Origin of the sequence: Paenibacillus pasadenensis DSM 19293, assembly GCF_000422485.1 — a bacterium.
GTDB classification, from domain to species: domain Bacteria; phylum Bacillota; class Bacilli; order Paenibacillales; family Paenibacillaceae; genus Paenibacillus_O; species Paenibacillus_O pasadenensis.
Window position 1 is genome coordinate 250,497 of record NZ_KE383851.1, and the last position, 18,495, is coordinate 268,991.

Annotated in this window: 17 protein-coding genes; 10 read left to right on the plus strand and 7 right to left on the minus strand. The window is 63.6% G+C overall.

The window, feature by feature from the left end; translation table 11 throughout:
* Positions 1-95 precede the first annotated feature (95 nt).
* The 6 genes from H582_RS0118030 (at position 96) to H582_RS0118055 (ending at position 9,499) form a co-directional block, all read left to right on the plus strand.
* A complete protein-coding gene (locus tag H582_RS0118030) occupies positions 96-773 on the plus strand; it encodes a hypothetical protein (RefSeq protein ID WP_028599632.1) in 678 nt (225 codons plus the stop codon).
* A gap of 834 nt (positions 774-1,607) precedes the next feature.
* On the plus strand, positions 1,608-3,650 hold the full coding sequence (glgB, locus tag H582_RS28365; protein ID WP_084137413.1) for a 1,4-alpha-glucan branching protein GlgB: 2,043 nt from the start codon (positions 1,608-1,610) through the stop codon (positions 3,648-3,650).
* Positions 3,651-3,667: 17 nt separating this feature from the next.
* A complete protein-coding gene (locus H582_RS0118040; protein ID WP_028599633.1) occupies positions 3,668-4,834 on the plus strand; it encodes a glucose-1-phosphate adenylyltransferase in 1,167 nt (388 codons plus the stop codon).
* Positions 4,831-5,943 (plus strand): glucose-1-phosphate adenylyltransferase subunit GlgD, encoded by a 1,113-nt coding sequence (gene glgD / locus H582_RS0118045; protein ID WP_028599634.1) that lies wholly within the window; start codon positions 4,831-4,833, stop codon positions 5,941-5,943. The genes H582_RS0118040 and glgD overlap by 4 nt, the downstream gene beginning before the upstream one ends.
* Before the next feature lie 152 nt (positions 5,944-6,095).
* Positions 6,096-7,559, plus strand: a complete 1,464-nt coding sequence (gene glgA / locus H582_RS0118050; RefSeq protein ID WP_028599635.1) for a glycogen synthase GlgA — start codon at positions 6,096-6,098, stop codon at positions 7,557-7,559.
* Positions 7,541-9,499, plus strand: coding sequence for a glycoside hydrolase family 15 protein (locus tag H582_RS0118055; RefSeq protein ID WP_028599636.1), 1,959 nt, complete (start codon positions 7,541-7,543; stop codon positions 9,497-9,499). The genes glgA and H582_RS0118055 overlap by 19 nt, the downstream gene beginning before the upstream one ends.
* A 558-nt stretch (positions 9,500-10,057) precedes the next feature.
* On the opposite strand, the gene H582_RS31175 is transcribed toward H582_RS0118055, so the two are convergent.
* Genes H582_RS31175 through H582_RS0118085 form a run of 6 tightly spaced genes read right to left on the minus strand, consistent with a single transcriptional unit; the run spans position 10,058 to position 14,019 of the window.
* Positions 10,058-10,174 (minus strand): sporulation protein YjcZ, encoded by a 117-nt coding sequence (locus tag H582_RS31175; RefSeq protein ID WP_084137414.1) that lies wholly within the window; start codon positions 10,172-10,174, stop codon positions 10,058-10,060.
* A 22-nt stretch (positions 10,175-10,196) separates the two neighbouring features.
* Entirely contained in the window at positions 10,197-10,793 is a 597-nt protein-coding gene (locus tag H582_RS0118065; RefSeq protein WP_028599637.1) for a spore germination protein GerPE, read from the minus strand.
* The gene (locus tag H582_RS33265; protein ID WP_307719969.1) at positions 10,790-11,140 is read right to left on the minus strand and encodes a hypothetical protein; all 351 of its coding nucleotides are present in this window, start codon (positions 11,138-11,140) and stop codon (positions 10,790-10,792) included. The genes H582_RS0118065 and H582_RS33265 overlap by 4 nt, the downstream gene beginning before the upstream one ends.
* A 6-nt stretch (positions 11,141-11,146) precedes the next feature.
* Positions 11,147-13,543 (minus strand): spore germination protein GerPC, encoded by a 2,397-nt coding sequence (gene gerPC, locus H582_RS0118075; RefSeq protein ID WP_028599638.1) that lies wholly within the window; start codon positions 13,541-13,543, stop codon positions 11,147-11,149.
* A 24-nt stretch (positions 13,544-13,567) separates the two neighbouring features.
* Positions 13,568-13,783 carry a spore germination protein GerPB gene (locus tag H582_RS0118080; RefSeq protein ID WP_028599639.1) on the minus strand — a complete coding sequence of 72 codons (216 nt, stop codon included), beginning with the start codon at positions 13,781-13,783 and terminating at the stop codon, positions 13,568-13,570.
* Entirely contained in the window at positions 13,780-14,019 is a 240-nt protein-coding gene (locus tag H582_RS0118085; protein WP_028599640.1) for a spore germination protein, read from the minus strand. The genes H582_RS0118080 and H582_RS0118085 overlap by 4 nt, the downstream gene beginning before the upstream one ends.
* Before the next feature lie 180 nt (positions 14,020-14,199).
* Here H582_RS0118085 and H582_RS0118090 point away from each other — a divergent pair, with 180 nt between their 5' ends.
* The 4 genes from H582_RS0118090 to H582_RS28375 all read left to right on the plus strand — a co-directional run bounded on the left by H582_RS0118090 (position 14,200) and on the right by H582_RS28375 (position 17,524).
* Positions 14,200-14,694 carry an Hsp20/alpha crystallin family protein gene (locus tag H582_RS0118090; protein ID WP_028599641.1) on the plus strand — a complete coding sequence of 165 codons (495 nt, stop codon included), beginning with the start codon at positions 14,200-14,202 and terminating at the stop codon, positions 14,692-14,694.
* A 238-nt stretch (positions 14,695-14,932) separates the two neighbouring features.
* Positions 14,933-15,133 (plus strand): hypothetical protein, encoded by a 201-nt coding sequence (locus tag H582_RS0118095; RefSeq protein WP_028599642.1) that lies wholly within the window; start codon positions 14,933-14,935, stop codon positions 15,131-15,133.
* Positions 15,134-15,207: 74 nt separating this feature from the next.
* The gene (locus H582_RS0118100; RefSeq protein WP_028599643.1) at positions 15,208-15,429 is read left to right on the plus strand and encodes a hypothetical protein; all 222 of its coding nucleotides are present in this window, start codon (positions 15,208-15,210) and stop codon (positions 15,427-15,429) included.
* 142 nt (positions 15,430-15,571) lie between these two features.
* Positions 15,572-17,524, plus strand: a complete 1,953-nt coding sequence (locus tag H582_RS28375; protein WP_052333406.1) for a stalk domain-containing protein — start codon at positions 15,572-15,574, stop codon at positions 17,522-17,524.
* A gap of 698 nt (positions 17,525-18,222) precedes the next feature.
* Here H582_RS28375 and H582_RS0118110 read toward each other — a convergent pair.
* On the minus strand, positions 18,223-18,495 hold a 273-nt coding region (locus H582_RS0118110), incomplete at its 5' end, for a transposase (RefSeq protein ID WP_028599644.1).

An 18,495-nucleotide genomic window follows, 5' to 3' on the forward strand; every position in this document is an offset into this window, starting at 1 on the left:
GTGAAGCACGCGCCGCTTCAAGTCCATCCCGATCCGGGAGGGCTTGAAGCGGCTTTTTTCGTTCATTTCGAATCAGAAAAGGAGCCGAAGAAACGATGCCAAACTTTCAAACTGCCTATGACGAATGGCTGCAAGCCGAGATTCAGGACGAGACCAATCCGCGCCGCCGAGAGCTTCTGGAGAAAGGGCTGGGCCACGGCACGGTCGCTTTCCTCAAGCAAATCTGGTTCCCGACCATGCGCAGCTTCAAGCATCTGCATCCAGAATGGGAAGTGCGCGACGCGTCGAACGGCTACCGATATGTCGATCTGGCTTATCTTCCGGGCGGGGGCGCGAAGGGGGGCATCGAGATTCAGGGCTTTGGTCCTCATGCTCGAGATCTTGATGTAAGGCGCTTCAAGGACCTCAGCTGGAGGTACTCGATGCTGTCCATCGACGATTGGCTGTTCATCCCCGTCGCCTATCTGTCGATCGTCGAGGAGCCGAAGCGCTGCCAGCAGCTGGTACTTTCTTTCGTCGGAAAGTTCATCGCGGGCGAAAGCGCAGGCTCGCTGACGGCGTTGGAGGCGGAGACGGTCCGGTACGCGAGGCGGGTATTTCGTCCGTTCACGCCTTCCGAGCTGACGGTCCATCTCAACGTGAGCGCCGCTTATGCAAGACGGATTCTGCATCGGCTGGTCGAGCTGGGGAGATTGAAGCAGGTGGGCGGGAATTTGCGCTATCGGTCCTATGCGCTCCCGGATTGGATGCCGCTGCCCGGGTCAGACGGATGACTCGCCTGGAGCGGGTATCTGTCGCATCAGCCGCATCGCGCGGCTGATGCGGCTCGCCCGGCCGACGGCATAGGGAGGGCGGCTCATCCAGAGAACGAATTGGCGCCCGGCCGCATCTGTCGAATCGGCTGCCTCCCGGAGGCCAGTCGTTCCAGGCACATTGGTTGCAGCTTGGGTGTGTGCGGCCTTCCGTCAATTTTGGGTCCGCTCAACGTAACGATACTAGCGAGCCTTATTTCATCGTTTGAGGCGAGTTTTGAATTCTAACGATACTGACAGAGCCTATTGGCCCTTTTCCCCTCGATTTTGAGGCTGTTTAAGAAAATAAGCTCGGTCAGTATCGTTAGATTTTTTTGGAGCCTTCTTTTCCACGAATAGCGTCTGTCAGTATCGTTAGATGGATAGCCAAGCGTCCGGCAACGCTTCAAGCCGGGCCGCCGAGGCATGCGGCGATCTCCGAGCATGCCGCCCCCCCGGGCGCCTGCCCTGCCGGCGTTATACCGAGGATAAGCCGCCCTTGCTGCCGAAGCTGCCGCCCGAATCATGCGACAATTCGCCACCTCTGATTGACCCGGCCCTGCGGCGGGTATATTCTTAGGGCAAGAGCTTCGTAAAAGCGTTTTCATTTTTCGGCGATCCTACATAAAACCGCGCATGCAGATCCCGTTCAAGCAGGCTTTGCGGGCGTCCGGCCGCCTGGTCCGCCTCCGGGACGAGGCGGCGGCGCATCTGCGTCAAGTAATCTATCATGGCGTGGCGCAGGTTTGCTATAATGGAACTACTTTCACCCGAATGCCGCCTGCCTTAAGCGAGAATGATCCGGAGGTGTCCCCTATGCCTACACTCAAGCCCAAGCAGCCCGTTCCATCCGATCCGGCCGTCCTGGACGGCCGGCCCGCCAGCATCGACCAGCCCGCCGACTCCAAGCCATCCGCCAAGCCGAGAGCTTCCGCCAAGCCGAAGCCATCCGCCAAGTCCAAGCAAGACAAAGCGCTCCTCAAGGACGTGTACCTGTTCAACCGCGGCGAAAACGACTTCGCCTATCGCACGTTCGGCGCGCATGTCAGGCTCGAGGAACGCCGCCGCGGCGTGCGCTTCACCGTCTGGGCGCCGAACGCCCGCGAGGTCGGCGTCGCCGGCGATTTCAACGGCTGGGACGGCGGGCAGCACCGCATGGAGCCGGTCGACGCGACCGGCGTCTGGTCGCTGTTCATTCCCGGCCTCAAGGCCGGCGACCTTTACAAATACGAGATCGTGACCGCGGACGGCCGCAAGCTGCTCAAGGCGGATCCGTTCGCCTTCGCGAGCGAGCTGCGCCCGAACACCGCCTCGGTTGTCGCCGACCTGTCCGGCTACAAGTGGAAGGACGACGAGTGGGAGCGGCGCAAGCGGACGACTTCTCCGTACGACCAGCCGATGCTCGTCTACGAGATGCATCTGGGCACCTGGAAGATCAAGGCGCCGGAGGTGTTCTACAGCTACGACGAGATCGGCGGGGAGATCATCGACTACGTCGTCCGCATGGGCTATACCCATATCGAGCTGATGCCGCTCGCCGAGCATCCGCTCGACAAGTCGTGGGGCTATCAGATCACCGGCTACTTCGCGCCTACGGCGCGCTACGGCCCGGCCAAGAGCCTCATGAAGTTCATCGACCGCTGCCACCGCAAGGGCATCGGCGTCATCCTCGACTGGGTGCCCGCGCACTTCGTCAAAGACGAGCAGGGACTGCGCCGGTTCGACGGCACGCCGCTCTACGAGAGCGCCGACCCCAGCCTCGCGGAAAAGCCGCTCTGGGGCACGAACGCCTTTGATTACGGCCGCACGGAGGTGCAGAGCTTCCTCGTCTCCAACGCGCTGTACTGGATGGACCTGTTCCATGTCGACGGCCTGCGCGTCGACGCGGTCGCGAGCATGCGCGACTTGACGATGGATAAGCCGCCGGAGCTGCAGGCGCGCAACATCTACGGCGGCACGCGCCACCTGGAAGCGGACGCTTTTCTCCAGAAGCTGAACAAGGCGGTGTTCCGCTATTTCCCGAACACGCTCATGATCGCCGAGGACAGCTCGCCGGAGCCGGGCGTCACGGCGCCGGTGCACGACGGCGGGCTCGGCTTCAACTTCAAGTGGAGCATGGGCTGGATGAACGACATGCTCCGCTACATGCAGCTTGATCCGTCGCAGCGGTCCCAGCGGCATGACTGGCTCACCTTCGCGATGATGTACCACCACACGGAAAACTTCATCCTGCCGCTGTCCCATGACGAAGTCGTGCACGGCAAAAAGTCGCTGCTGAACAAGATGCCCGGCAGCTACGAGGAGAAGTTCGCGAACCTGCGCCTGTTCTACGGATTCTGGATGGCCCATCCCGGCAAGAAGCTGCTGTTCATGGGAGGAGAATTCGGCCAGTTCGACGAATGGAAGGATAGCGAGTCGCTGGACTGGATGGTGCTGGAGTACGACTCCCATCGGTCGATGCAGCAGTACGTGCGCAAGCTGAACGGCCTGTACCGCAAGCTGCCGCAGCTGTGGGAGCAGGACTACGATCCGGTCGGCTTCGAATGGATCGACGTCAACAACGCCGAGCAGAGCATCGTCTCGTTCATCCGCAGGAGCAAGGACGGCAGCTACGCCGTCGCGGTCGCGAACTTCTCCAGCCGCCGCTACGAAGAGTACCGGGTCGGCGTGCCGGACAAGGGCAGATTCAAGCTGCTCCTGCACAGCGACGACGCCCGGCACGGCGGAGCCTCCGCAGAGCTTCCGACCTTCCTCTCCAGCCAGCCCGCTCCGATGCATGGCCGCGAGTACAGCCTCACCCTGCACTTGCCCCCGCTGTCCTTCCAGCTGCTTGAGCACCAGCCGAGGGGAACACACTGACACGAGGAGTTGGGACCATGGGCCAAAAAGAAATGATCGCCATGCTGCTAGCCGGGGGAGAAGGAAAGCGCCTCGGCGTCCTCACGAAGGATTTGGCCAAGCCGGCCGTCCATTTCGGAGGCAAATACCGGATCATCGACTTTACCCTGAGCAACTGCATGCACTCGGGCATCGACACCGTCGGCGTCCTGACCCAGTACCAGCCTCTCGTCCTCAACCGGTATTTGGGCATCGGCAGCCCTTGGGGCCTCGACCGCAGCGACGGCGGCATGGCCGTGCTCCCGCCCTATGTCAAGTCCAAAGGCGGCGACTGGTACAAAGGAACCGCCAACGCCATCTATCAGAACATGGGCTTCATCGACCGCTATGAACCGGAATACGTGCTCATTATCTCCGGCGACCACATCTACAAGATGGATTACGAAAAGATGCTGGAGCATCATAAATCGACCGGCGCGGACGTGACCGTCGCCGGCCTCGAGGTTGACATCAAGGAAGCGAGCCGCTTCGGCACGATGATTCTTGGCGAAGGCACCCGCATCGCCGACTTCGAAGAGAAACCCAAGCATCCGGTGAGCGATGTCGTTTCGATGGGGGTCTATATCTTCAACTGGAAAGTGCTGCAGAAATATCTGATCCGCGACGAAGCCGACCGCAAGTCGTCGCATGACTTCGGCAAGGACATCATCCCGGCGATGCTCGAGGACGACATCAGCTTGCACATGTACCCGTTCAAGGGATATTGGAAGGATGTCGGCACGATCGAGAGCCTGTGGGAAGCCCACATGGACCTGCTCGGCTGCGAGCCGCAGCTCGACCTCGGCGACGACGACTGGCGCATCTATTCGACCCGCCACAATCGTCCGGCCCATTATGTGTCTCCGGCCGCCTCGATTCGCGAGTCGATGATTACGGAAGGCTGCGTCGTCGAAGGCGAGGTATCCCGCTCGGTGCTGTTCAGCGGCGTCGAGATCGGCGAGGGATGCCACATCTCCGAGTCCGTCGTCATGCCGGGCGCGATCATCGGCGCGGGCTGCAAGGTGTACCGCACGATCGTAGGCGAGAACGCCGTGCTCGAGGCGGGCGTCGTGCTCGGCTCGCCGGAAGGAACGGAGATCGGCGTCGTGGGCAGCGACGAGAAGATCGCCCGCAACCATTCGCTCCAGGAGGTGCAGCAGCCATGATGAACAAAGCGATGGGCGTCGTCAACCTGATCCACGAGACCGACGAGCTGGAAAGCCTGACCGCCACCCGCTGCCCGGCGACCGTGCCGTTCGGCGCGCGCTACCGGCTGATCGACTTCATCCTCTCCAGCATGGTGAATTCCGGCATCTCCAAGGTGGCGGTATTCGCCCATACGAAATACCGCTCGCTCATGGACCATCTCGGCTCCGGCCGTCCGTGGGACCTGCATACGCGCCAGAGCGGATTGTTCGTGCTGCCGCCGTCGTCCGATCAGATTCATGAGCTGAGCCGAGGCGACCTGTACCATTTTTACCAGCATCGGGACTACTTCCAGCGCTGCAAGCTCGAATACGTCGTCGTGACGCGGAGCCATATGGTGTGCAACGTCGATCTGGATGCCGTCATCGACTACCACGAGAGCCAGAACGCCGACATTACGGTCATCTGCAAAAAGCAAGCCGACCTGCTCGGCGGCAAGACGCGCAAGGTGGAGCTTGGCGAGGGCGGACGGGTCAAGGACATGCAGGACCATTTCGGCAACATGGATTCCGACGTGCACTCGATGGAGATCTACGTCATGAAAAAGGATCTGCTGATGGACCTGGTGCAGACGTCGCTGGCCCAAGGCCAGGACCATCTCGTCCGGCACGCGATCCTGTCCCGGATCGACCGGCTGCGCATCTTCGGCTACCTTTACGAGGGGTATCTCGGCGTCGTTAATACGGTCGAGGCCTACTACCGGACCAGCATGGACCTGCTCCGTCCCGAGGCGTGGCGCGAGCTGTTCTTCCGGCCGGGCCCGATCTTCACCAAGACCAAGGACGAGCCGCCGACCCGCTACCTCGAAGGGGCAAAGACCGGCAACTCGCTCATCGCCAACGGCTGCAAGATCGAGGGCACGGTCATCAACAGCGTGCTGTTCCGCGGCGTCCATGTCGGCAAAGGCGCGGTCATCCGCAACAGCATCGTCATGCAGAACGGCGTCATCGGCGACGGGACGCAGCTGGACCGCGTCATCCTCGACAAGGAGAGCCAGGTCGAGCCGCATCGCGATATCCGCGGCACGGCAGGCCTGCCCTTCGTGGCGGGCAAGAGAAAGACCATCTGATGGTCTTTTTCTCTATTTGCGCCTAAAAAGCCAACATCCGGCCGCGCTTCGGCCGATACTAACCGTTAGATGAGCCCGGCCGACATTCCGGCCTGCCCCCGCGCACATAGACAGAGCGGAACGGCGGAGCCAACCTGGAGGGAACCCTACTCATGAATGTACTTTTCGCAACATCGGAAGCGGTGCCGCTGGCCAAGACCGGCGGACTGGCCGACGTCGCCGGCGCGCTGCCCAAGGCGCTGCGCCAGGCGGGCACGGAGGCCCGCGTCATCCTGCCCAAGTACGACACGATTCCGTGGACGCTGGCGCAGCGCTTCCGCAAGATCGACGAGTTCACGGTGCAGCTCGGCTGGCGGACGCAATACTGCGGCCTGCTCGAGGGCGAGGTGGATGGCGTCGTCTATTATCTGATCGACAACGAGTTCTACTTCCATCGCGGCGGCCTGTACGGCTACGGCGACGATCCGGAGCGGTTCGTCTTCTTCAGCATCGCCGTGCTGGAGGCGGCGCGGAGGATGGACATCCGCTGGGACGTCCTGCACTGCCATGACTGGCAGACGGGCCTCATCCCGTTCCTGCTCAAGCGGCGCTATTTCGCCGACGATCGACTGTCGTCCGTCCGCACCGTGTTCACGATCCACAACCTGCGCTACCAGGGCGTGTTCGGCAAGCAGGAGATGATGGATCTGATCGGCATGGGGCCGGAGATCTTCGCTTGGGACGGCCTCGAGCATGACGGCGCGGCCAACTGCATGAAGGGCGGCCTGCTCTACGCGGACAAGCTGACGACGGTCAGCCCGACGTACGCCGAGGAGATCAAGACGGAGTACTACGGGGAAGGGCTGGACGGCATCCTGCGCATGCGGGCGGGCGATCTGGCCGGCATCGTCAACGGCATCGACACGGAGCTGTTCGACCCGATGAACGACGAGGCGATCGCCGTCCCGTACCTGGACTCGCTGGAGCGCAAGCGCCAGAACAAGCTCGCGCTCCAAAAGGAGCTCGGGCTGCCCCAGCGCGAGGACGTGCCGGTCATCGGCATCGTCTCGCGGCTCGTCGAGCAGAAGGGTTTCGACTTGATCGACGGCGTGTTCGGCGAGCTGCTGGAGGAGGACATGCAGCTGGCCGTGCTCGGCTCCGGCGAGTGGAAGTACGAGGAGATGTTCCGCTCGGCCTCCCATACCCGCTACGACAAGGTCAGCATCGCGACCGGCTTCAACGACGGGCTCGCCCGCCGCATCTACGCCGGCTCGGACCTGTATCTGATGCCGTCGCAGTTTGAGCCGTGCGGCCTCAGCCAGCTGCTCGCGCTCCGCTACCGGAGCGTGCCGATCGTGCGCGAGACCGGCGGGCTCAAGGACACCGTCCAGCCTTACGACGAATATACTGGCCGAGGAAACGGATTCAGCTTCGCGAGCTACAACGCGCATGACATGCTGTTCACGATCCGCCGAGCGCTCCATTTCTACCGCGAGCCTGCCGCCTGGGAGGCGATCGTCCGCAATGGGGCCGGGGACGACTATAGCTGGAACCGTTCCGCCCGATCCTACATCGACCTGTACGAACAACTCGCGCCCGAGCGGAAGGAGAAGGATTCATGGCCCGTCACCTCGTAATCGGAAACGGCAAGATGCTGCTCAACCTCGATCAGAATTTCTATATCCGCGACATTTACTATCCGTACGTCGGTCAGCTCAACCACGTCGGCGGCCAGTATTGCCGCCTCGGCCTCTGGACCGAAGGCCAGTTCAGCTGGCTGGAGGATCCGGCGTGGTCGAGGGAGCTCGGCTATATCGAGGACTCCCTCGTCACCGACGTCACGGCTCGTCACGGCGGACTCGGCGTCGAGCTGCAGATGAACGACGGCATCCACCAGCGCGAATGCATCTATTTGAAGCGCGTCGTCATCCGCAATCACGCCGATCGGGAACGGGAATTCCGCCTGTTCTTCCACCAGGACCTCATGATCGACGGCACGGAGGTCGGCGACACCGCCGCCTACTATCCCGACAACCATACGCTGTTCCACTACAAGCGCTCGTCCTACTTCATGTTCAACGGCTTCTCCGACGAAGGCGGCATGTCCCAGTACTCGACGGGCATCAAGCGGTTCCACTCCGCCGAGGGCACATGGCGCGACGCCGAGGACGGCGTGCTGATGGGCAACGCGATCGCCCAAGGCTCGGTCGACAGCACGATCAGCTTCCGCACGGTCGTGCCGGCCGGCGGCGAGAAGACGGTCTATTACTGGATGTCGATCGGCAAGAGCCTGGAGGAGGTCAAGCAGCTCAACGACTACGTCCAGGACCAGCATCCGGAGAAGCTGCTGAGCCGCATCGTCGTCTACTGGAACCACTGGCTCGGCCGTGCCGAAAAGGATCTCGGCGACCTGCCGCCGGAGGTCGCCCGCATGTTCCGGCAGAGCCTGCTGCTCGTGCGCACGCAGACGGACGAGCGCGGCGCGATCATCGCGGCCAACGATACGGACATCCTGCAGTACAACCGCGACCACTACAGCTACATGTGGCCTCGCGACGGCGCGCTCGTCGCCGATGCGATGTCGCTGGCAGGCTATCAGAGCGTCATCGCGCCGTTTTTCCAATTCTGCTCGGAGGCGCTGACGCCGGACGGCTACCTGAACCACAAGTTCAATCCCGACGGCACGGTCGGCTCCAGCTGGCATCCGTATACGGTGCAGGGAGCGAAGCGGCTGCCGATCCAGGAGGACGAGACGGCGCTCGTGCTGTTCGCGCTGTGGCGGGACTTCCAGCGGCATCAGGTGATCGAGCTGCCGCAGTCGCTGTACAGCAATCTGATCCGCAAGTCGGCCGCGTTCCTCAGCAGCTACATGGAGCATTCGCTCTCGCTGCCCAAGCCGAGCTACGACTTGTGGGAGGAGCGCTACGGCATCTGGACGTATACGGCGGCTTCGGTATACGGCGGGTTGATGGCCGCTTCGTTCTTCACCGACCTGTTCGGCGACTACGAGCGCAGCGACCACTACAAGCGCACCGCCGAGGAAGTCAAGCACGGCATCCTCACGCAGCTGTGGGACGAGGCGAGCGGCCGGTTCGCGCGCGGGCTCGTGCAGAAGGACGGCGGCTGGGTCAAGGACATGACGCTTGAGAGCAGCCTGTTCGCGGTGCTTGAGTTCGGCGTGCTGCCGGCGGACGACGAGCGCGTCGTGCGCACGATGACGGCCATCCGCGACGGCTTGGCCGTACGCACCGACGTCGGCGGCATCGCCCGCTATACGAACGACTACTACTTCCAGCAGTCCGGCGAGATCGACCGGGTGCCGGGCAACCCGTGGATCATCTGCACGCTGTGGGTGGCGAACTTCGAGATCGACTCGGCGCGCTGTCTCGCCGACCTGGAAGCGCCGAAGCGCACGCTCGAGTGGGTCGTGCGGACGGCGCTCGAGAGCGGCGTGCTGCCGGAGCAGCTCAATCCGCATGACGGCACGCCGCTGTCCGTCGCGCCGCTCACCTGGTCGCATGCGACGTTCGTGCAGAGCGTGAGCAAGTACGCGGCCAAGTACAAGGAACTGTCCTGACATCCGGTTACCGGCTGGCGTGCCGAATCCAAGGCACATTTCTGCCTTGGTCGGTCCAGTTCCCGGCCGGCGAGCCGGAACCAAGGCACATTTCTGCCTTGGTCGGTCCGGTTCCCGGCCGGTGGGCCGGAACCAAGGCATAATTCTGCCTTGGATGGCCAGGTTACCGGCCGGCGTGCCGAATCCAAGGCATAATTCTGCCTTGGTCGGTCCGGTTACCGGCCGGCGTCTACTCCTCCCGAAAGATCGCCAAGGCGGTTCGCAAGTACATCCTATCCATGCACTGTCTCGGCAAAAATCTTGTCGCCCATGCGGTCCACCGCCGCCGCATACAAGACACGAATGAGGCGGGTTTCGGGGAGTCCTCGGACAAATCCATGGGCAGGGCAAGCGGGTCCGTGGTCTATTGAATGCACAACAAAATCTTCCTTTTTGGCCGATGTCGGGGGGATACCTGCATCATGCCAGAGGAAGATTTTTTAGTATTTAACCCATCTTAGAAGAGGATGTCCCTAAGCCAAGGCTTTTGGGACACCCTCTTTTTGCTGCGAGCTGGACTTAGATGAAAAAGGCGCGCGAAATGATGACGAGCAGGATGAACAGGACAAGGATGACGCCCGTGCTCGTGCCGAGTCCGCCATAGCCGGCTCCGACGCCTTCTGCCGCATAACCCATCGCAATTCCTCCCGGTTACATGTCATGGAGCGAAGTCCGCGAACGGCCTGCCATGCGGGTTGCCGGACTTCACATCCTCACTGTATGCGGCGGGCGGGCTGACGGACCCCGGCAGCTGTCCCGGATCAGCCGAAAGAATCGGGCGGAGCGGCTCTCCGGAGCCGGCCGGCTCCGCCGACTCGATGAGCTCTGTCGCCGCCGGCGTAGGCTCCGTGCTGGCGGTGATGGCATAGGCGTACTGGCGGAAATGCTTCAGCCTCGACTCGAGATTGACCTCGACGGCGTTGCCGCCGAGCAGGACGGATGCGGAGCTGTAGGCGATCACGTTGACGCAGCCGACCTGGATGGCCGGACATGGATTGGAGCGGATCGTGCGGACGTCCGCTTCCTCCAAGGATTCCTCCTCGATGGGGTTGAACGGCTTGACGAACAGGGAGTAGCCGGCGAAGTCCACCTCGCCGCCCGCCCGATGGTCGAGCTGCCGCTGCACCGCCAAGCCGGTGACGCGCGCGTTGACGCTGCCCGTGTCGCCGAACTGGACGACGGAGGAGAGGCCGATGCTGATCAGCTCGGCGGAGCCGATGTACGACGTGCGGATCGAAGCGTCGGAATCGATCATCCGCCGACCACGTTGACCGGACCGGTCGGGTTCAGGAAGCTGTTCGCGCCGAACGGAATCGGGCCGCCGGGCGTGACTTCCGGCTGAACCGTTTCGCCGGTGCCGGCGATCGGCACGACCGACTGGCCGCCTTCGCTCTGGATGATGCCCGCCTCCGGCGCCGCCTGCGGCTCGGGCAGCGGCGCGAACGGACCGATGATGACCGCCTCCGGCGGCGTATCGAAGATGGAATAAAGCGTGATGGCATCGGTGTCGCCGATCTGCAGCATCGAGGCCGCGGCGACGCCGGTCAGCTCAAGCGAGCCGACCGACAGCACATGGTTCGTGATGTTCACATTCATCGCCAAGTGGAATCAGTCCTTTCTACGCTGCGGCGCGATCCGCGCCAGCTGGGCCGCGTACTGCTCCAGCGCGGTCTCCGCGTCGCGAATCGCGCGCTGGGCCGTCCGCTGGAGCTGCTCCCTCCGCAGCGGGGAGCCGGCCGCGGCCTGCATCGCGCTGCGGGAGGAGAGCTCTTCGTTCAGATAGAGGCGGATCCGGTCGGGAAGCTGGCGGCGCACGTCTTCGATGACCATCTGCCGATGGGAGGGGTCCAGCTCCAGCCGATGGCCGCGGGCCGCGCTCTCCAGCTTGTCGTGCGCCGACTCGCTCAGCCACTGGTGGACGACGCTGCGGACGTCGGTGAAGCCGGGCAAGGCGCCGGGCTGCGGAGCCGGAGCGGCGCCGGCTGGCGGAACGGCCGCGCTGCCGGCCGGCGGCTGCCCGCTGAAGTTGTCGAGCGCCGGAGCGGTGAAGGCGCCCGGCCCCGGCTGCAGGCCGCTTTGCGCTCCCGGCACGCCGAAGCCCGCAGAGCCGGGAATGAGTCCCGGCGCATTTGGTCCGCCGGGAGGCGCGATACCGCTCGTGCCGGCGGCCCCGGCGTTCGGCGCGCCGGGCGGACCGGAAAATCCGGGCGGGGCGGCAGCGCCCGGAGCGAGCGTCTGTCCGCCGGCTTGCGGCGGCAAGACGCCCGGCGCCTGGCTGCCGACGAGATTCGGCGCGAGCGCAGTGCCCGGCGCATTGCCGAAGCTCGGCTGCTCGGGGCCGGGCGTCCAGGCTCCTGCCGGCGCGCCCGGCCCCTGGCTTCCCGCAGGAGTCGACGCGATGCCGCTCCCTGTGCCTGAATGGGCCGCCTGGGCGGCCAGCTGCTGCGCGATGCCCGGCGCGGCGGACTGCGGGATCGGCAGCGGATACACCTTGGCGCCGCCCTTCACCTGGGAGGGCAGAGCCATCTGGCCGAACTCCTGCATCTGCGCTTCGGACGGCGCGGTCATGCCGATGTTCAGCGTCCCGTCGAGCTGCTCGACCTTGAGCTGGTCGAAGTTGTACTCCAGCTTCTCGATCGTATAGGAAGGACGCGTCTCGAGCTCCGCCAGCCGGCTTTCGATCCGCTTCATGGAGGAGGTCAAATGCTCGTTCAGCCGCTGCTGGGCCGTCCAGCCGGCGGCGAGCGCCTGCAAGCAGCGCTGCAGGCAGACCGGATCGAGCAGATTGCCGGCGCAAGGATATTCGGCGGCAGCCTGCTCGGCGGCTGCTTCCGAGGCTTGATCGGGAACAAACGGGAAGGGCGGCGCCGAAAAGGGCCAGCCCTGATAATGCTGCCATTTTTGGACCCAGTTCGGGTCGATGGAGGCGATTGCTTTTGGAATCGCCTCTTCGTTCAAGCCCGGCGCGAAGTTAGGGTCGATGCCCGGGATGCCGATGCCGGCCGGAAAGGCTCCGGGCGGAAAGCCGGCAGGCGCAGCGCCTCCGGCAGCCGAGCCGAGCGGAGCCGCTTGCGGTCCGGACGGCGGAGGGACGGGAGCGGGCGGCGGCACGAACGGGGGCGCGAAGGAGGTCTGGCCGGGCGGCTGCAGCCAGCTGCCCGAGCTGGCCTCCGAGCCGCCCGGTTCGGGCACGACCGTCGCGCCGGGGATTTGGAACGTATTGTCGCCTTCGATGGCGGGCGAAGCGGGAGTCGCTGCCGTGATGCCCGGAGCCGGCGACAGGCTAGGGTCGGGCGGTGCGGCGGGCGGCGGAGCCGCCGAGGGAGGCCAGCCCGCCTGCGGAGGCAGGGCTCCGCCCGCAGTCCATCCGGCCGGCTGCGGCGCAGCGGCCCAGCTCCCGGCCTGCGGGCCGCCTGGAGGAGCGATCCAGCCCCCGGCCTGCGGGTCGCCTGGAGGAGCAATCCAGCCCCCGGCCTGCGGGCCGCCTGGAGGAGCGATCCAGCTCCCCGGCTGCGGCGCGCCTTGGGGGGCGTTCCAGTTCCCCGCTTGCGGTGCGCCTTGGGAGACGTTCCAGCTCCCCGGCTGCGGCGCGCCTTGGGGGACGTTCCAGTTCCCCGCTTGCGGCGCGCCTCCGCCGGGGAATCCGCCGCCCCATGCGCCGGGAAAGCCAGGCGAGGGGGCAGGAGCTCCCCACGATCCCGGGACGCCGCCGCCCGGATAAGGGGGCCATGCGCCAGGGCCGGCCGCAGCTCCGGGATAGAGAGGCGGCCAGCCCGCGCCGCCGCCTTTCCCGCCCATCATGCCGGGAAAGGCTCCTCCGAGCCCCGGCCATGCCATGCTTTTGCCGAGCAGCTTCGGTACGATGCCGCTCCCCATGCCGCCCATGCCGCCGGTTCCGGTCAGCATGCCGAGCAATGGGTTGCTCAGGAAGGAGCGGTTCGGAGGAGCTTCGGGCGCTCCGCTCGGGGAAGATCCGCCGGAGGCGGAAGAGTCCTTAGGGTCCATCCGGGACAGCACCTCCTTGGCGGATCAGCTTGGATTGGGCAAAGGAACGAAGTTCAGGGCGTTGGAGCTTTCTTCGGCGGCGGTAAGCGCCTCGGCCGGCTTGTCGAAGCCGCCCGAGTTGTACAGCTGAGAGACCGGACGGATGGAGCCGGCGCTGCCGATCTGGAGCACCGAGCTGTTGGCGACGCTGTCGACGCGCAGCTGATGGATCGTGATCGATTGATGGACGGTCAGGTTCATATGATGTTCGCTCCCGACGCCACTTCATTGCTGGAGTTGTCCTGCAGGTCCGGATCCAGCGTATTGGTCGCGCTCAGTCCGTTGTTGGCGTTCGTGAGACCGCCGGTGAGGAAGGAGCCGGAGCCGGCATACGTCTTGGATGTGCTCGACGGAGAGATCTGCACCGTATCCCCGAACTGCACGACGCCGCTGGAGCCGATGCTGACGATGTTGACGAAGCCTACAGCTGCTGGCATGGGATTCACCTCGTATCGGTATCGGAAAGATAGGCGAGCCGCAGCCACGCCCGGGCTGCCGCCTATATCCCCACTATATGCGGCATTCGCCCAAATGTTCCAAAAGGCGGGCCGTCCCGGCGAAAGCTGTCACGGCATGGCGGCTCCGTGCATAGCGTAGGCATGAGGAGGCGAATGCCCATGGGCGAGAGATTCGAGCGGCTGCAGGATTGGCTGTCCAGGCAGCAGCTCCCGAGAGGATTTGAGATGATGAAGGATCCGGAATGGGTGGCGCGGTTCGTCAAAGGCATGATGGAAAGCGCGATGAGCGGCAATCCGAGCGCCGGTCTGTCGGGACTGCAGGAAGCGGCGGCCGAGCCGGAGGCGCGGGAGAAGGAGTTCCAGGCGGCGATCTCCTCGATCGAAGCCCAGTGGAGCGAGAGCCGCGACTATCTCGTGCTCAAGCTGCCGATGAACGGCGATCCGGACTGGGATACGCTGCGCGTGATGGCCAAGGAGGAGCGTCTCAAGCTGGAAGGACTTCCCGGACGCAAGCCGCAGGTGCTGAAGCTGCCTTCGCCGATCCTGCCGCGTTCGACGCGGGCGGTGCTGCGGGGAGGCGTGCTGCGCATCCGGATGAAAAAGAAGCCGGTGAGCCGCTATATCACCATTTCGGTCGAAGAGGGCATGGATTGAGTCCGCTCGTCAAGCCGGTCGAGCCGAGCGGCAGCGTAAAGCCGGTCGAGCGATGTCGGCCGCGCATGCCGCGGCGGCATGCCGGCCGCCTCGCGAGCGGCCCGGTCCGCTCGGGCGCACAGCGCCTAGCGGATCGGGCGGCACGGGCCTAGCGGCCCGGCCCGGATGCGGGTTGCGTTCAGCAAACGCTTCCGATATGATGCTAGAAGGAGATTTCTTTACATAAGGAGTGTCATAGGTGACTGCCGTAGATGTCAGCAACGTGCCGGCGGGCTTGTTCGTGCTCGGCGCCGTCTTCATCCTGCTTATCTTTTCCTTGCTCAGCCTCGGGGTGCTCAAGATGTTCCAGCAGCAGTTCCGCGCAGGCTGGCTCTACTTCGCCGGCAGCGTCATCAGCGCCGTCGTCTTCTATCTGCTGCTGGATATGTGGTATATCTAGCCTGAACGCCGATGGAGCCTCCCGCAGCCGGGCAGGCTCCTCCTTTTATTTCAGCCGAATCGAGGTCGAGTCAGATGTGGCAGTTCATATGGTTCTTTTTCAATCTCGCTTTCGTCGCGATGGTGATCTGGTCGATGTTCATGCACCGCGCCTATGCCGACGCGCTCCATCGCGGAGACGCTCCGGAGCGGCTGCGGCTGCTGCGGCGGCGCAGGCTGCTGACGGCGATCCTGGCCGCGGCGCTTTTCGTCGCCGCCTCCGCCGCGTTCCTGACGAATATGAGACTGAACGGATAACGCAACCCGGGCAGGCAAATTTAGTGGCGAATTGGTGACGGTTCCCGGCCGTCTCGCAACTTTCCGGTGGCAAAGGCGTTTATGCTATCGACATAGGGAAGGCACGGCATCCGGTGCCGTCCGACAACAAAGGAGTCGAAGCATGAAACCGATCAAGTGGCTGCTCGTCGTTGCTCTTATTCTCGTTCCCCTGCTAGGTGGAGCCGCCGCGGACACCGCGACCGCGCGAGCCGCGTCCAATGTGCTCGTGCTTACCAAAAACAGCAAGCAGATGGTGCTGAACGGCACGATTCATATCGGCGCTCAGCCTCTCACCATCCGCGATGGCGTCTCTTACGCCTCGTTCGCCTCGATGGCGGCCCGTTACGGCTATGCCGTCTCCTACGACGCCAAGACGAAGGAATCCATCGCCCGGACGCCGTCCGGCGAGATCCGTTTCCGCATGAACACAAAAGTCGTGAACGCGAACGGCCAGAGCCTGACCGGCCAAGCGGCCGCCTTTTCGCTGAACGGCTCGATGATGGTGCCGATCCGCACCTGGGCGCTGGCGACCGGCAGCCGCGTCTCGGCGGCCGGCGTCAACGTGACGCTCGCCTGGGACACCAAGCCGAGCGCGGCGTTCAGCGTGTACCCGGCCAAGATCTATACCGGCGACCCGGTGACGTACGTAGACCGCTACAGCTCGCCGGAGGGAGCGCCGCTCCTCAATGAGGAATGGATCGGCCGGCAGGAGGTGTTCCTCGATCCCGGCACCTATACGATTACCCGCACCGTCCAGGACGCGACCGGCGCCTGGAGCGATCCGTTCACGCTGACGATTCAGGTGCATGCGCCGAACCAGCCTCCGGTCGCGGATTTCCGCACCGACAAGGACGTCTACCGTCAAGGCGAGCGCATCGAATTTACGAACCTCAGCACGGACGACAATACGAAGGATCTCAAGGAATACTGGATCGGCAAGCAGGAGGTGTTCTTCGAGCCCGGCGAGAAGGCGATCACGCTCGAGGTGACGGACGAGGAGGGCTACGCCTCCAGCGTCACGAAGACGATCCGGATCTCGGACGAGGTGCTTTATACGCGCGAGGAGTACGGCAAGCTGTTCACGGCGATCGGCGACATGTTCCCGGTTGACGGCAAGTCGGTGCTGAACATTCCGACGCTGTCGTACGATTTCCACTCCGAGCCGTCCAAGATGATCCGCAGCAACAGCCCGGAGCTGTGGACCTCCGAGGGCATCGCGTACGACGATCAGTTCCAGGGCGACATCCGGCTGCTGTTCCATAACAAAAACACGACCGGCTATCCGGTGCGCATGTACCTGGTCGCGACGAACGAGGGATACCGCACGGCGACGTTCGGCGTCAAGCATTTCGGTGCCGGCGGACCGGACCAGTACGAGGACAACACCGGCAAGATGTCGACCGTCCGCTATCTGGACTCGCTGCTGAGTCCTCCGACGGTCAAGTACACGACGGTGAAGCCCGGCCAGTCGGTCAAGGTGCTGACGGAGATCTCGACGCTCATCAAGCCGAACTTGATCTATTCCGCCTATGCGGACGTCACCTCGGACCAGACGCTGCGCTTCCGCGTCGTCGTCGTCGCCGACGGCAAGGACCCGATCAAGGAGCTGAGCCGCCTGCAGCTCATGCCGGCCGACGGCAAGCATACGCGCGGCTCGTTCAACAACGCTACGCGTGAGATCGACATCCCGGGCGTGCTCGGCGGCAAGGCGGAGCGCATCGTGCTCGGCGACAACAAGCTCGATCCGTATCTGGACGGCTACGACAATACGGACGGCTCGCTGCAGCTCAACCGCGGCAATTTCGGCGTGCTGTACAAGATGAACATCCAGCTCGCTCCGCGCACGCTCGTCGCGCTCAACCCGCGCGGCGGCCTGTATACGGGCGCCTTCATCGTCAACGGCAGCCTCGTGCCGGTGCCGCGCAGCGGCTGGCTGCGCTCGCAGGACGAAGCGATGGTGCTTTATCGCTCGGGCAACTATCGCGAGACGCTGAACCTGACGTACCTGATCGCGTCGGGCAGCAACCTGCCGATCACGATGATCTTCCAGCCGCTCCCGGCGGAGAAGAGCTAGCTAGTCGATTGAATGGGGAGAGCCTGTAATGGGGAGAGCCTGTTTCTCAAGGTCCAGCGGACCTGGGGAGCAGGCTCTTTTTGCTTGCGCGAGTGGGGCTTGCAATAGGACAAGGAATCCGCTGCGCGAGCCGAGCCTTTCTCCGCGGAAGCCGGAGAAGTAGGCCATGTTTGACAAAGAACCCGCTGCGCGAGCCGAGCCTTTCTCGGCAGAAGCCGGATGGCTTGATCCCCTGACCTCCTATGCGGAGGCCATCCGTCTTCCAAGAGGACCGCTGCCGCTTCTCCGAAAGGCATCGTCTCGCTCCGCTTCGCCTTGTCCAAGCACTTCTCCACCCCCTTTTTATTAGGGAGAATCGTCTCCCGCATACCCGGGAGACGGCAGAACAGCTCTCCTCCCCGGTCCGGAAGAGTCGGAGCCGACGTTCCAAAGTGCGCTCGTTCGAGTATGAACTTGCTTGATAGCTTAATAGATGGTCGGCGGTACGGGGAGTTGAGGGATTACGTCGAAAAAATCGAGTTACATGGCGGTTGGAGGCACGGAGTTGAAGGATTAAGTCGAAAAAATCGAGTTACTTGATTCGTGCTGTCAGGCCAAACGGAGGGAGTTACGCGGAAAAACCGAGTAACTCGGGTTGGTAGGAGGTCAAGTCCATAATTGTGTGTAAAAACACTTCTCGGTAGAAAATGGAATCGGGTTTAAAGGCTGTCCGTCGCTTCCGTCATGGTGGTGCTGGTTTCCTGCTCCTCCGAGCCGGCGCCCTGAGTGGCTTTCTGCTTCTTCCACGCCTTGAAGTCCGTCATGTCCATGTACGGCTTCTTCGTCATCCAGTACTCGTTCTCTTCCATGAGCATGGCTCCGATGAGGCGAAGGACGGAAGCGCGATTGGGAAAGATGCGGATGACCGTCTCGCGCCTGCGGATCTCCCCGTTCAGGCGCTCCATGCCGTTGGAGGTGCGCAGCCGCACGCG